This is a genomic window from Streptomyces sp. NPDC087859 (assembly GCF_044742595.1).
Taxonomy (GTDB): domain Bacteria; phylum Actinomycetota; class Actinomycetes; order Streptomycetales; family Streptomycetaceae; genus Streptomyces; species Streptomyces canus_F.
Window position 1 is genome coordinate 490,745 of the sequence record NZ_JBIUUU010000008.1, and the last position, 12,271, is coordinate 503,015.

The window sequence follows — 12,271 nt, forward strand, 5'->3', positions numbered from 1 at the left end:
ACGACCGTCATCGTCGCAGGCCACTGTGGGAGGATCTCCAAACCCACATGTACAACGTCGCACCTACAAGGAGCGTGCCCATGTCGTCGAATCCGGTCGCCGAGACCGTCGCCTCGCTGATGCCCAGGGCGCGGGCGGAGCTCACCGAACTGGTGGCATTCAGGTCGGTGGCGGACTTCGACCAGTTCCCCAGGAGCGAGAGCGAGGGTGCCGCCCGCTGGGTCGCCGACGCGCTCGACGCCGAGGGCTTCCAGGACGTGGCCCTGCTCGACACCCCGGACGGCACCCAGTCGGTCTACGGCTACCTGCCCGGTCCCGCGGGCGCGAAGACGGTCCTGCTCTACGCGCACTACGACGTGCAGCCGCCGCTGGACGAGGCCGCCTGGACCACTCCGCCGTTCGAGCTGACCGAGCGCGACGGCCGCTGGTACGGACGCGGTGCCGCCGACTGCAAGGGCGGCGTGATCATGCACCTGCTCGCCCTGCGCGCCCTCAAGGCGAACGGCGGCGTGCCGGTGCACGTCAAGGTGATCGCCGAGGGCTCCGAGGAGATGGGCACGGGCGGTCTGGAGCGGTACGCCGAGGAGCACCCGGACCTCCTGGAGGCCGACACCATCGTCATCGGCGACGCGGGCAACTTCCGGGTCGGTCTGCCGACGGTCACCTCCACCCTGCGCGGCATGACCATGCTCCGCGTGCAGGTCGACACGCTCCAGGGCAACCTGCACTCGGGCCAGTTCGGCGGCGCGGCGCCCGACGCGCTGGCCGCGCTGATCCGCGTACTGGACTCGCTGCGCGCCGAGGACGGTTCGACGACGGTCGACGGCCTGGCCCCCGAGACCGGATGGGACGGCCTGCAGTACGACGAGCGGCAGTTCCGCGAGGACGCGAAGGTCCTGGACGGCGTCGAGCTGATCGGCTCCGGCACGGTCGCCGACCGCATCTGGGCGCGCCCCGCCGTCACGGTCCTCGGCATCGACTGCCCGCCGGTCGTCGGCGCCACCCCGTCCGTGCAGGCCAGCGCCCGCGCCCTGGTCAGCCTGCGGGTGCCGCCGGGCGTCGACGCCGCCGAGGCGACCAAGCTGCTCCAGGCCCACCTGGAGGCGCACACCCCGTGGGGCGCCCGGGTCCGCACCGAGCAGACGGGCCAGGGCCAGGCCTTCAGCGCCGACACGACCAGTCCGGCGTACGCGGCGATGGCCGAGGCCATGTCGGTCGCCTACCCGGGCCAGGAGATGCAGTACGCGGGCCAGGGCGGCTCGATCCCCCTGTGCAACACCCTCGCCGCCCTCTACCCGCACGCGGAGATCCTCCTCATCGGCCTGAGCGAGCCGGAGGCGCAGATCCACGCGGTGAACGAGAGCGTCTCCCCGCAGGAACTGGAGCGCCTCTCGGTCGCCGAGGCACTGTTCCTGCGCAACTACGCGGCGGGCTGACCGACTCCGCCGTCACCAGAAGGCCCTCGTCCACGGACGGGGGCCTTTCCGCGGCCGTCGGCCAGGCCTGTCCCTCTCCTCGGCGTCGGCGCTCGGCGCGGGGTGGCCCGTTTCGGCCACGGGGATCCGGTGATCGGCCAAGCCTCGGCGGCGCGACGGAGATCGGCGGACTCATCAACGGCTCCCGGCCGAGGATGAGTCCATGTCCCGCACCGAGCGCCGCACCGCCCATGCCGACACCGCCACGTCCCTCGCGCTTCTCAGCGACACCGAGCTCAAGGAGCTGGTGGAATCCGGGTCGCCGCTCAGCACCGGAATCGGCGGACGCGCGGCACTTGTCGAGGTGGACGGCAGACGGGTCTTCGTGAAGCGGGTTCCGCTCACCGACCTCGAACGCCGACCGGAGAACGTCCGGTCCACAGCGAACCTCTTCCGGCTGCCGCCGTACTTCCACTACGGCATCGGCAGCCCGGGGCTGGGCGCGTGGCGGGAACTCGCCGTCCACACGATGACGACCAACTGGGTTCTGGCCGACCGCTTCCCAGGCTTCCCGCTGATGCACCACTGGCGGGTCCTGCCCGACACCCCGCGGCCCCTCCCCGCCCAACTCGCGGACGTGGAAAGTGTCGTCAGCTACTGGGGCGGCAGCCGGGCGGTGCGCGAGCGCCTCGACGGGCTGCGGACGGCGTCCGCGAGCCTGGCACTGTTCCTGGAGTACGTCCCGCACACCCTCCACGACTGGTTCGACGCCCGGTTGCGCACGGACGACGCCGACGCCGCGTGCGCCTTGGTGGAACGGCGGCTCGGCGATCTCACCGGCTTCCTCGGCGGCAGCGAGCTCCTGCACTTCGACGCCCACTTCCAGAACATCCTCACCGACGGCCGGCGGTTGTATCTCGCCGACTACGGGCTCTCCCTCTCCACCCACTTCCGCCTCACCGCGCAGGAGCGCGCCTTCTTCGACCGGCATCGGCACTACGACCGCGACTACGCCACCAGACACCTGGTGATCTGGCTCGTCACCGCCCTCTACGGGCATCGCGGGCAGGAGCGGGCCGCCTTCATCCGCGCGTGGGCCGACGGCGCGCGGCCCGAGGGCGGGATCCCCCGGGCCGCGGCCGACATCATCACCCGCTATGCCCGACCGACGGCGGTGATGGACGACTTCGTGCGTCGGCTGTGCGAGGAGAGCAGGCTGACCGCCTATCCGGACGAGGCGCTGAACTCCGCCGCTCAGGCCGTCGGAATGCCCGCCTCCAGATAGAGCGCCGCTCCGCGTTCCCGGGCCCGCAGCGCCCACCGCAACCGCTCGTAGCGGACGGGTGGCAGCAGGTCGGCGGCCTCCTGTTCGGTGACGAAGCGCCAGTCCCGCAGTTCGGGCCCGGGCAGCAGCACCCGGCCCGCCCGCGCGGCGTCGAGGCGGCCGCCGTCGAAGAGGAGGCGCAGACCGCCGTAGCCGGGCGGCCGGGGTTGTTCCCAGTCGACGACGAGGAGCCGCGGTACCTCCTCCAGCCGTATCCCGGTCTCCTCGGCGACCTCGCGGATACCGGCCCGCGCGGGGGCCTCACCGGGTTCGACGACGCCGCCGGGGAACTCCCAGCCGGCCTTGTAGGTGGGGTCGACGAGCAGCACCCGGTCCTGCTCGTCGAAGAGAAGGACTCCGGCGGCGAGGGTCTCGGCGGTCGGTTCGGGGGTCTGCACGATGTCGCAGACGGGTACGGAACCGGATCCGACCGCCTCCGCGATACGGACGGCGGTCTCGTACGGGGTGAGGGCACCGTTGTCGACGGGGTGGGCGTCGGCGGTCAGCCAGGAGGCGAGGGCGGTGCGGTACGGCTCGATGTGGTCGTACGACCACTGCCGTATCCGTATATCGCCGTCGGGGAGATCGGGCGGGAGTTCCCGCCCGGCTATTCGCTCCCGCAGGATCGTTTCGGCCGGAGCGAGAAGGAGGTGCCGGACCGTGATCCGGCGGGCGGCGAGGCCACCGAAGATCTCATCGCGGTACTCCTGGCGCAGCAGGGTCATGGGGACCACGAGGGTCCCGCCGAGTTCGGCCAGCATGGCGGCGGCCGTGTCGATCACGAGACGTCGCCAGATCGGCAGGTCCTGGAAGTCGCCGACCTCGGCGAGGTGCTTGGGCGGGAGCAGGTGCGTCAGCGCTCCGCCGATGACCTCGGGGTCGAAGAGCGTGCTGTTCGGGATCAGTTCGATCAGTTCTCGTGCGGTGGTGGTCTTCCCCGCACCGAACGCACCGTTGATCCAGACGATCACGGTTCCCCCTCTTCTGTTGGCCCCCTGAGGCTTGCCCGCTTCACCCTGCCACGGAAACCAGCCCCAGTTGAGGGGGCGCATACGACGGCGCCGGCGCCCCCTGACGCGAGGGGCACCGGCGCCGTCGTCCGGTCGGCCTCAGCCGTTCTGCCCGAGGGCGGTGTCGTCGACGGAGAGGCTGTCGCTGGCGATCGTGTCGCCGAGCGTGCTGACGGTCTTGTCCAGGTCGGGCAGGTCGTCCCCGAGCGCGTGCGACGGGGTGACCGCGGCGACGACGAAACCGGTGGCCATGGTGGCGATGGCGAGCATGGTGCGCTTCTTCATGCCCTGATCAACGGCGCGGGCGACCCGGAGTCACGGGAACACCGCCGAAAGCGGCCGGCAGACGTACGCGCGTGCCCGGGTCCGGCGCGCGGTGACGCCTGGGCCCGGGCACGCGTGTCCTGCCGGATCTCACTCCCCGCCGGGCATCAGCCCGCTGTCGGACCGCTCTCCGGGCATCGTGCCCAGCGGCTGCACTCGCCGGCCTGTTGAACGCACTCGGTGGCCGGCCCCGACGTCGTCCGTCGGGGCCGGCCACCGAGTGAACGTTCCTGCCGAGGACCGGTCAGACCGGGGCCACGTCCGTCCGCTTCGCCAGCGCGGCCGCCGCCGCACCCACCAGACCCGCGTCGGTGCCCATCTGGGCCGGTGTGACGGCCAGTCGCTGCACGAAGGACAGGGTGGCGTAGTCGGTCAGGGCCTTGCGCAGCGGCGTGAAGAGGACGTCGCCCGCCTTGCCCACGCCGCCGCCGATCACGGCGATGTCGATCTCGACGAGTGTCGCGGTGGCGGCGATGCCGGCGGCGAGCGCCTGCGCGGCCCGTGCGAAGGAGGCCACCGCGACCGGGTCGCCGGCCCGGGCGGCGGAGGCCACCGCCGCCGCGGAGGTGTCGCCGTCAGGGCCGGGGCGCCAGCCGTTCTCGACAGCGCGGCGAGCGATGTTCGGACCGCTCGCGATGCGCTCCACACAGCCGCGCGAACCGCAGGCGCACGGGTCGCCGTCGACGTCCACGCTGATGTGGCCGATGTGGCCCGCGTTGCCCGTAGGACCGGGGTGCAGACGGCCGTTGAGGACCAGACCGCCGCCGACACCCGTCGAGACGACCATGCACAGCGCGTTGTCATGGCCTCGGGCCGCGCCCTGCCAGTGCTCGGCCGCGGTGATCGCCACGCCGTCGCCGATCAGCTCGACGGGCAGTCCGCCGGTCGCCTCCCGGACCCGCCGGACCAGCGGATAGTCACGCCAGCCGGGCACGTTCACCGGGCTCACGGTGCCCGCGGAGGCGTCCACGGGTCCCGCACTGCCGATGCCGAGGGCGGAGGCGCGTCCCCACAGCGGCGACGCGATGAGCTCGCCGAGCACCTCCTCGACGGCCCCCATCACGGTCTCGCCGTCCTCCTTGGCGGGCGTGGCGCGCTGGGCTCGCACCAGGATCCGGCCCTGGTCGTCGACCAGCGCTCCGGCGATCTTGGTGCCGCCGATGTCGAGCGCGGCCACGAGGTCGGTGTGCATCAGTGTGTGATCTCCCGGTCAACCATGAGCAAGTGTGGGCCGATCCCGGGGTGGGGGCACGGAACCGGAGATTGCGGTGGACAGTGTCCCCTGCATCTGACAACGTTGTCCAGGCTCTATGCTCGACGCCACATCCTCATACAAAATCATGGCCGCCGCACCTTTCTCGGACGACAGGAACAGGACGCCGCATCGTGCCCGACTCCACCCGCCGCGCAGACCGCCTCTCCGCCTCGCGTTACGGCAACCGTCCGACGATGAAGGACGTGGCCGCGCGCGCCGGGGTCGGGCTCAAGACGGTCTCCCGTGTGGTCAACGGCGAGCCGGGCGTCACGCCGGAGACCGAGCGCCGGGTCCAGGAGGCCATCGACGCGCTCGGCTTCCGCCGCAACGACAGCGCGCGGGTGCTGCGCAAGGGCAGCACCGCCAGCATCGGGCTGGTCCTGGAGGACCTCGCGGACCCCTTCTACGGTCCGCTGAGCCGTTCCGTCGAGGAGGTGGCCCGTGCCCACGGCGCCCTGCTGATCAACGGCTCCAGCGCGGAGGACCCGGACCGTGAGCAGGAGTTGGTCCTGGCGCTGTGCGCGCGGCGCGTGGACGGTCTGGTGGTCATCCCGGCCGGTGACGACCACCGGTATCTGGAGCCCGAGCTGAAGGCGGGCGTCGCCACGGTGTTCGTGGACCGTCCGGCCGGCCAGATCGACGCCGACGTCGTCCTCTCCGACAACTTCGGCGGCGCCCGCGACGGCGTCGCCCACCTCATCGCCCACGGGCACCGCCGGATCGGCTTCATCGGCGACATGCCCCGCATCCACACCGCCGCCGAGCGGCTGCGCGGCTACCGGGCCGCCATGGAGGACGCGGGCATACCGGTCGAGGACGCCTGGATGTCCCTCGGCGTCACGGACCCCGAGCGGGTGCGCCGGGCGGCCGAGCAGATGCTCTCCGGACCGACGCCGGTCACCGCGGTCTTCGCGGGCAACAACCGGGTGACGGTCACCGTGATCCGCGTCCTCGCCGAGCATCCGCGCCGCGTCGCCCTGGTCGGCTTCGACGACATCGAGCTCGCCGACCTGCTCCAGCCGGGCGTCACCGTCGTGGCCCAGGACGCGGCGGCCCTCGGCCGCACCGCCGCCGAGCGCCTCTTCCGCCAGCTCGACGGCACCCTGCTCGTCCCGGAACGCATCGAGCTGCCCACCCGCCTGATCACCCGCGGCTCGGGCGAACTGCCGCCGGCGGACTGAGCGGCCGGTGGAGGAACGCACACACGAGGCAGCTCACCCCGAACAGGTCCCGGACGGTCACGCGAGCGGTCCGTCTCAGCCGACTCCGGCGCCCAGGACGTCGGAAGGCGATCCACGGCAGCCCGAGCCGGCTCCGGACGGATACGCGGGCGGTCCGTCACAGCCGGGGTCGGCGTCGGAGACCCCCGCGCAGCCGTCTGTGCTCGCGGCCGACCGCCGGAGCGGCGTACGCGACTCCGGCCCCGCCCCGGATGCCCACACCCTGGAGGCTCTGGGGCTGGCCGAGGCGCCGCGTGATCATCCGCTGCTCTATCCGGGTGCCTGGCCGGCCGACTCCGGGCTCCTGGACGGGGGCCGTCTGCTGCCCCTGGACCGGCTTGTGCACGAGGACCGCGTTCCCGTGCTCGCCGTCGGCTCCAATGCCAGTCCGGCCCAACTGCGCCACAAGATGGCCGAGTACGGGATCACCTCCCCCATCCCGATGGTGCGGACCCGTGTCACGGGTATCGACGTCGGCGTCTCCGCGCATGTGAGCCTGCTGGGGTATGTGTCCGCCTCGCCGGTCGAGGCGCCCGCCGCCGTACGGGAGTTGTTCGTGACCTGGCTCGACGCGGAGCAGTTGGCGGTGGTCGACGCGAGCGAGGGAGTGCCGCTGTCGAACGGCAACTACCGGCGCGTCTGGCTGCCCTCCCCCGAGGTTCGGACCGAGCTGGCGGACGGCACGCAACTCCCGGGCGTGTACGTGTACGTCAACCGCCACGGCGTCCTCCACGACGGCACCGGCGCCCCCCGCACCCACCCCGGCCAGCCGGCGCTGCTCACCGAACTCCTCGTCGGCTCCGCCCGGTTGAGGGAGCTGTTCGGGGTCACGCCCGAGGAGTTCTGTGCCCGGGCACGGGCCGACCGTGGACTGTGCCGGCAGGGCACGCGGCTCTTCAAGGAGGAGAAGCTGGTGACCTCATCCGGCCTGGAGCGCCACATGCGGGTTCAGCAGACCGGGAGCCCCGGCACCGGTTCGTCGTTGTCGCCGCCCTTGACGTAGACGTCGCTGACGTAGACGTTCGTGTTGCCGCTGTCGTCGTCGGTCCTGGCCCACCAGACGTTGGTCCACTCGCCGTCCGTCACCCGACGGCCCAGGTTCTGCTGGCAGTAGAAGTAATTGGTGCCCGCTTTGAGGATGCCGACTTTGGTGCCGGAGGCGGTGTAGGAGTCGGCGGTCTTCCAGACCGTGCAGTTGTACTTGCCGCCGCCGATGGAGAAGCAGGCCGGGGCGGGGGGCGTCGCGTCACCGCCGCCCGTCGCGCCGCCGTCGCCCGGGGCCCCGCCGTCACCGCCCGCGGTCTTCGTCGGGGAGGGCGTGGCGGCCCGGCCCGTGGGAGTGCTCTCGGTCGTGCGGCCCGGTGTCCCGGTCGCCGTCGGGGTCCTCTCGGCCTCCTGCCCGGTGGGCTTGGGATCGTCCGTGCGGACGGCATCGCCACGGCCGCTCGCCGAGGAGGTGGCTCCGACGCCGGTGGCGGACGCCGTGGGTCGCGCGCCGGTCTCCTTGTCGCCGCCGCTGTTCAGCAGGGCGACGGTGACGCCGGCCGACGCCAGGACGACGGTGACGGCCGCGGCGGCGAGGAGCACGCGGCCCCTGCGGCGGGAGGACCGAGTGGTGTCCACGGGACCGGTGACAGCCGGGTCCGGCGGTCCCGGGGCGACTGTCCCGAAGCCGTGCGGCGGCGGTCCCGGGTGGCCGGGGGCACCGTAGCCCTGCGGGGCGGGGGCACCTTGGCCGGGCGGGCCGAAACCCTCCGGGCCCGGTCCACCCGTCGCGAAGCCCTGTCCTGCCGGAGCGACCGGCGTCACCGGCCCGAACCCCGGCGGCACCGACGGCACACCGCGCTCCGTGTCCGCCGACGGCGCCCCCGCCGTACCCCGCAGCGTCGTCGTCGGTGCGTCCGTGCCGCCCGCGTCCGCGACCGCCCGCAGCAGTTCCCGCGCCTCCTCCGCCTCCGGGCGGCCCTCGGGCCGCTTGTCCATCAGCCGCCGGAGCACGGGTCCGAGCGCTCCCGCGCGAGCGGGTTCCGGGAGCGGCTCGGTGACGATCGCGGTGAGGGTGGAGAAGGTGGACGTACGGCGGAAGGGCGAGGAACCCTCCACCGTGGCGTACAGCGTGGCGCCGAGAGCCCAGATGTCGGAGGCCGGGCCGGGGTCGGCACCCTGGGCACGTTCGGGTGCCAGGTAGTCGAGGGAGCCGACGAGTTCGCCGCTGTGGGTGAGGTGGGTGGCGGAGCCGTCGCCCGGGTCCTCCATCGTCGCGATGCCGAAGTCGGTGAGGACGACGCGCCCCGACCGGTCGAGCAGGATGTTGCCGGGCTTCACGTCCCGGTGCAGGACGCCGGCGCGGTGGGCGGCCGCCAGCGCGTCCATGACCTCGGCACCGATCCCGGCCGCCTCGGCCGGGTCGAGGGTGCCGCGCTCGCGCAGGACGTCGTCCAGGGAGGGTCCGTCCACCAGTTCCATGACGATCAGGGGGCGGCCGTCGACCTCGGTCACGTCATGGACGGCGACGACGCCGGGATGGCGCACCCGGGCGGCGGCGCGGGCCTCGCGCTGCATGCGCAGCCGCAGGCCGGCGAGCTCGGGGCCCTCGGAGTCGGTGTAGGTGCGCAGTTCCTTGACGGCGACCTCGCGGCCGAGGACCTCGTCGACGGCCCGCCAGACCACGCCCATGCCTCCCCGGCCGAGCTGCGCCACGACGCGATAGCGCCCGGCCAGCACTCGGCCGGTCTCGTCCGTCCGCCCGTTCTCCCCCGATGACACCGTTGCCCCGTTCCTGTGACCCGTCCGTGCGTGTCGCCCAGACTAATCCGTCACGAACGGCTCCTCGGGCGCCACCCGTCACTTGTGGCCGGCCGCCGCACGCGGAGCCCGGGCCGGTAAAGGCCGGTCCGAGCGCCATGGCCACACCCTGAGGGACCGCTACTGGCCGGAGATCGTCAGGTCGCCGCGCCGGGGTGCCGCGAAGCGCTCCAGGTCGGTCCTGGTCAGGCCGGTCAGGCGGGCGACCTCGGCGATGTCGAGGGCGCCGCAGTCCAGGCCGCGCAGCAGATAGCCGCCGAGGGCCTTGGCGGTGGCGGGCTCGTCCATGACGTCGCCGCCGGTGTGGTTGGCGTAGCGGGCGAGACGGGCGGCGGCCTGCTCGAAGCCCTCGCGGTAGAAGGCGAAGACGGCGGCGTACCGGGTCGGGATGTGGCCGGGGTGCATGTCCCAGCCCTGGTAGTAGGCGCGCGACAGGGCGCGGCGGGTGAGGCCGTAGTGCAGGCGCCATGCGTCGTGGACCTTCGCGGTCGGGCCGACCGGCAGGACGTTCGTGGAGCCGTCGCAGACGCGTACGCCGGTTCCCGCGGCCGCGACCTGCATGATCGCCTTGGCGTGGTCGGCGGCCGGGTGGTCGCTGGCCTGGTAGGCGGCGGAGACGCCGAGGCAGGCGCTGTAGTCGAAGGTCCCGTAGTGCAGACCGGTGGCGCGGCCCTCGGCGGCCTGGATCATACGGGCGACCGTGGCGGTGCCGTCGGTGGCGAGGATGGACTGGCTGGTCTCGATCTGGATCTCGAAGCCGATCCGGCCGGGCTCGAGGCCGCGCGCCTTCTCGAACTCCTCGAGGAGGCGCACCATGGCGGTGACCTGCTCGGCGTACGTCACCTTCGGCAGCGTGAGGACGAGCCCCTCGGGCAGACCGCCGGCTTCCATGAGGCCGGTGAGGAAGATGTCCAGGGTGCGGATGCCGCGGTCGCGTACCGCCGTCTCCATGCACTTCATGCGGATGCCCATGTACGGGGCCGCCGTGCCGTTCCGGTAGGCCTCGGCGATCAGGCGGGCGGCACGGGCCGCGTCCTGGTCCTCGTCCTTGCCCTGGTAGCCGTCCTCGAAGTCCGCCCGCAGGTCCTCGATGGGTTCACGCGCCAGCTTGGCCCGCACCCGGGAGTACACCGGCTCGGCGAGTTCGCCGGACAGGCCCAGTACGGCGGCGAAGGAGGCGGCGTCCGGGGCGTGTTCGTCGAGGGCGGCGAGGGCCTGGTCGCCCCAGGAGCGCAGGGTGTCGGCGGTGAAGGCGTCGCCGGGTACGTAGACGGTGTGGACGGGCTGGCGGGTGCCGGGGTCTCCGGGGTAGCGGCGCTCCAGCTCGGCGTCGACCGGCGCGAGGGAGGCGCTGATCTCCTCGCTGACGGCACCCGCGAGGCTCGTCGCCACCTGCTCCTGCTGGCCCTGACCCATGCCACACCCTCCCATTTTCCGCTCTACGGAATCAACAATCCGTAGAGCGAAGTTATCCGTGGAGTTCCTGCCGGTCAACCACCCGTCCGCAGCATGAGTCACCCCCGTCATTCCAGACGCCCTCTTTCGCACTGCGGTTCGGGCATTCATCCTGACCCGTCGGGAGGGGATTACATGTCGCACACCCACAGGATGACGCGCCGCATGGGTCTGAGAACCATGGTGGCCGCGGCGGTCGCCGTGCCGCTGATGGCCTCGATGCCCGCCTCCGTGGCCAGGTCGGGCAGCCGCCGGATGGAGGTCATGACGTTCAATCTGCGCTTCGCGAGCACCTCCGAACCCCACAGCTGGGCTGCCCGCCGCCCGGTGATGCGCGAGCTGTTGCGCCGCGAGTCCCCCACGCTCATCGGCACCCAGGAGGGTCTCTACCGGCAACTGCGGGACATCCACACCGACCTCGGCCCGCACTACGACTGGATCGGCACCGGCCGCGAGGGCGGCAGCCACGACGAGTCCACGGCGATCTTCTACGACACCCGCCGGCTGTCCCCCGTCGAGCACGACACCTACTGGCTCTCCGACACACCCAGGACCATCGGCTCGAACACCTGGGGAGCCGCCCTCCCCCGGATCGTCACCTGGGCCCGGTTCCGTGAACGCGCCCGTGGCGGGCGCCAGTTCCACGTCCTCAACACCCACTTCGACCATGTGAGCCAGTACGCGCGTGAGCGTTCCGCGTCGTTCGTCGCCGAGCGGGTCGCGGAACTCGCCCGCTCCTCCCCCGTCGTCGTGACCGGCGACTTCAACGCGGCGGCCGGGAACAACCAGGCCTACGACACGCTCCTGGGCGCCGGGCTCGTCGACACCTGGGACGCCGCGGCCGAGCGCGGTGAGCTGTACGCGACCTTCCACGGCTACAAGCCGCTCACTCCCGGCGGCGAGCGGATCGACTGGATACTCGCGACGTCCGGCGCCACCGTCCACCGCTCCTGGATCAACACCTTCGCGCGGGACGGACAGTTCCCGAGCGATCATCTGCCGGTGCAGGCCTCGCTCACCCTGGCATGAGAGGAGGCCCCCGCGGCCCGCTCGGAGAGCGGTCACGGGGGCCTCGTCACGCCTGAGTGCGATCAGCCCTTGCGGGTGTTGATCTCCTCGGTGAGGGCGGGGACGACGTCGAAGAGGTCGCCGACGACGCCGTAGTCGACGAGGTCGAAGATCGGGGCCTCGGCGTCCTTGTTGATCGCCACGATCGTCTTGGAGGTCTGCATACCGGCCCGGTGCTGGATCGCGCCGGAGATACCGGAGGCGATGTACAGCTGCGGGGAGACACTCTTGCCGGTCTGGCCGACCTGGTTGGTGTGCGGGTACCAGCCCGCGTCCACCGCGGCACGCGAGGCGCCCACGGCCGCGCCGAGGGAGTCGGCCAGGGACTCGATGAGCGCGAAGTTCTCCGCGCCGTTGACGCCGCGGCCACCGGAGACCACGATCGCGGCCTCGGT

At 72.4% G+C, this 12,271-nt stretch carries 12 protein-coding genes; 5 read left to right on the plus strand and 7 right to left on the minus strand.

Going from position 1 to position 12,271, the window contains the following annotated elements:
* Positions 1 to 80 precede the first annotated feature (80 nt).
* A complete protein-coding gene (locus tag ACIOHP_RS22390; RefSeq protein WP_361557271.1) occupies positions 81 to 1,436 on the plus strand; it encodes a dipeptidase in 1,356 nt (451 codons plus the stop codon).
* Between the two features lie 202 nt (positions 1,437 to 1,638).
* The gene (locus tag ACIOHP_RS22395; protein ID WP_401890011.1) at positions 1,639 to 2,700 is read left to right on the plus strand and encodes a protein kinase family protein; all 1,062 of its coding nucleotides are present in this window, start codon (positions 1,639 to 1,641) and stop codon (positions 2,698 to 2,700) included.
* Here ACIOHP_RS22395 and ACIOHP_RS22400 read toward each other — a convergent pair.
* The 3 genes from ACIOHP_RS22400 to ACIOHP_RS22410 all read right to left on the minus strand — a co-directional run bounded on the left by ACIOHP_RS22400 (position 2,670) and on the right by ACIOHP_RS22410 (position 5,265).
* A complete protein-coding gene (locus ACIOHP_RS22400; protein ID WP_361557265.1) occupies positions 2,670 to 3,710 on the minus strand; it encodes an NUDIX domain-containing protein in 1,041 nt (346 codons plus the stop codon). The genes ACIOHP_RS22395 and ACIOHP_RS22400 overlap by 31 nt on opposite strands.
* A 138-nt stretch (positions 3,711 to 3,848) precedes the next feature.
* Positions 3,849 to 4,034: a hypothetical protein gene (locus tag ACIOHP_RS22405; protein ID WP_307034113.1), complete on the minus strand. Its 186-nt coding sequence runs from the start codon at positions 4,032 to 4,034 to the stop codon at positions 3,849 to 3,851.
* Between the two features lie 283 nt (positions 4,035 to 4,317).
* A complete protein-coding gene (locus ACIOHP_RS22410) occupies positions 4,318 to 5,265 on the minus strand; it encodes an ROK family protein (protein ID WP_401890015.1) in 948 nt (315 codons plus the stop codon).
* A gap of 194 nt (positions 5,266 to 5,459) precedes the next feature.
* Here ACIOHP_RS22410 and ACIOHP_RS22415 point away from each other — a divergent pair, with 194 nt between their 5' ends.
* Together ACIOHP_RS22415 and ACIOHP_RS22420 are read left to right on the plus strand one after the other, a co-directional pair.
* Positions 5,460 to 6,509 carry a LacI family DNA-binding transcriptional regulator gene (locus ACIOHP_RS22415; protein ID WP_361557259.1) on the plus strand — a complete coding sequence of 350 codons (1,050 nt, stop codon included), beginning with the start codon at positions 5,460 to 5,462 and terminating at the stop codon, positions 6,507 to 6,509.
* A 304-nt stretch (positions 6,510 to 6,813) separates the two neighbouring features.
* Positions 6,814 to 7,551: a hypothetical protein gene (locus ACIOHP_RS22420; protein WP_401890089.1), complete on the plus strand. Its 738-nt coding sequence runs from the start codon at positions 6,814 to 6,816 to the stop codon at positions 7,549 to 7,551.
* Here ACIOHP_RS22420 and ACIOHP_RS22425 read toward each other — a convergent pair.
* The 3 genes from ACIOHP_RS22425 to ACIOHP_RS22435 all read right to left on the minus strand — a co-directional run bounded on the left by ACIOHP_RS22425 (position 7,497) and on the right by ACIOHP_RS22435 (position 11,074).
* Positions 7,497 to 9,314, minus strand: coding sequence for a serine/threonine-protein kinase (locus ACIOHP_RS22425; RefSeq protein WP_401890018.1), 1,818 nt, complete (start codon positions 9,312 to 9,314; stop codon positions 7,497 to 7,499). The two genes, ACIOHP_RS22420 and ACIOHP_RS22425, sit on opposite strands and share 55 nt — an antisense overlap.
* Before the next feature lie 159 nt (positions 9,315 to 9,473).
* Positions 9,474 to 10,769, minus strand: a complete 1,296-nt coding sequence (locus ACIOHP_RS22430) for a DUF6986 family protein (protein WP_401890020.1) — start codon at positions 10,767 to 10,769, stop codon at positions 9,474 to 9,476.
* A gap of 170 nt (positions 10,770 to 10,939) precedes the next feature.
* Positions 10,940 to 11,074: a hypothetical protein gene (locus ACIOHP_RS22435; RefSeq protein ID WP_401890023.1), complete on the minus strand. Its 135-nt coding sequence runs from the start codon at positions 11,072 to 11,074 to the stop codon at positions 10,940 to 10,942.
* Here ACIOHP_RS22435 and ACIOHP_RS22440 point away from each other — a divergent pair.
* A complete protein-coding gene (locus ACIOHP_RS22440; RefSeq protein WP_401890026.1) occupies positions 11,073 to 11,837 on the plus strand; it encodes an endonuclease/exonuclease/phosphatase family protein in 765 nt (254 codons plus the stop codon). The genes ACIOHP_RS22435 and ACIOHP_RS22440 overlap by 2 nt on opposite strands.
* A 62-nt stretch (positions 11,838 to 11,899) precedes the next feature.
* Here ACIOHP_RS22440 and ACIOHP_RS22445 read toward each other — a convergent pair.
* Positions 11,900 to 12,271: electron transfer flavoprotein subunit alpha/FixB family protein (locus tag ACIOHP_RS22445; protein ID WP_401890029.1), on the minus strand; the 372-nt coding region annotated here is incomplete at its 5' end.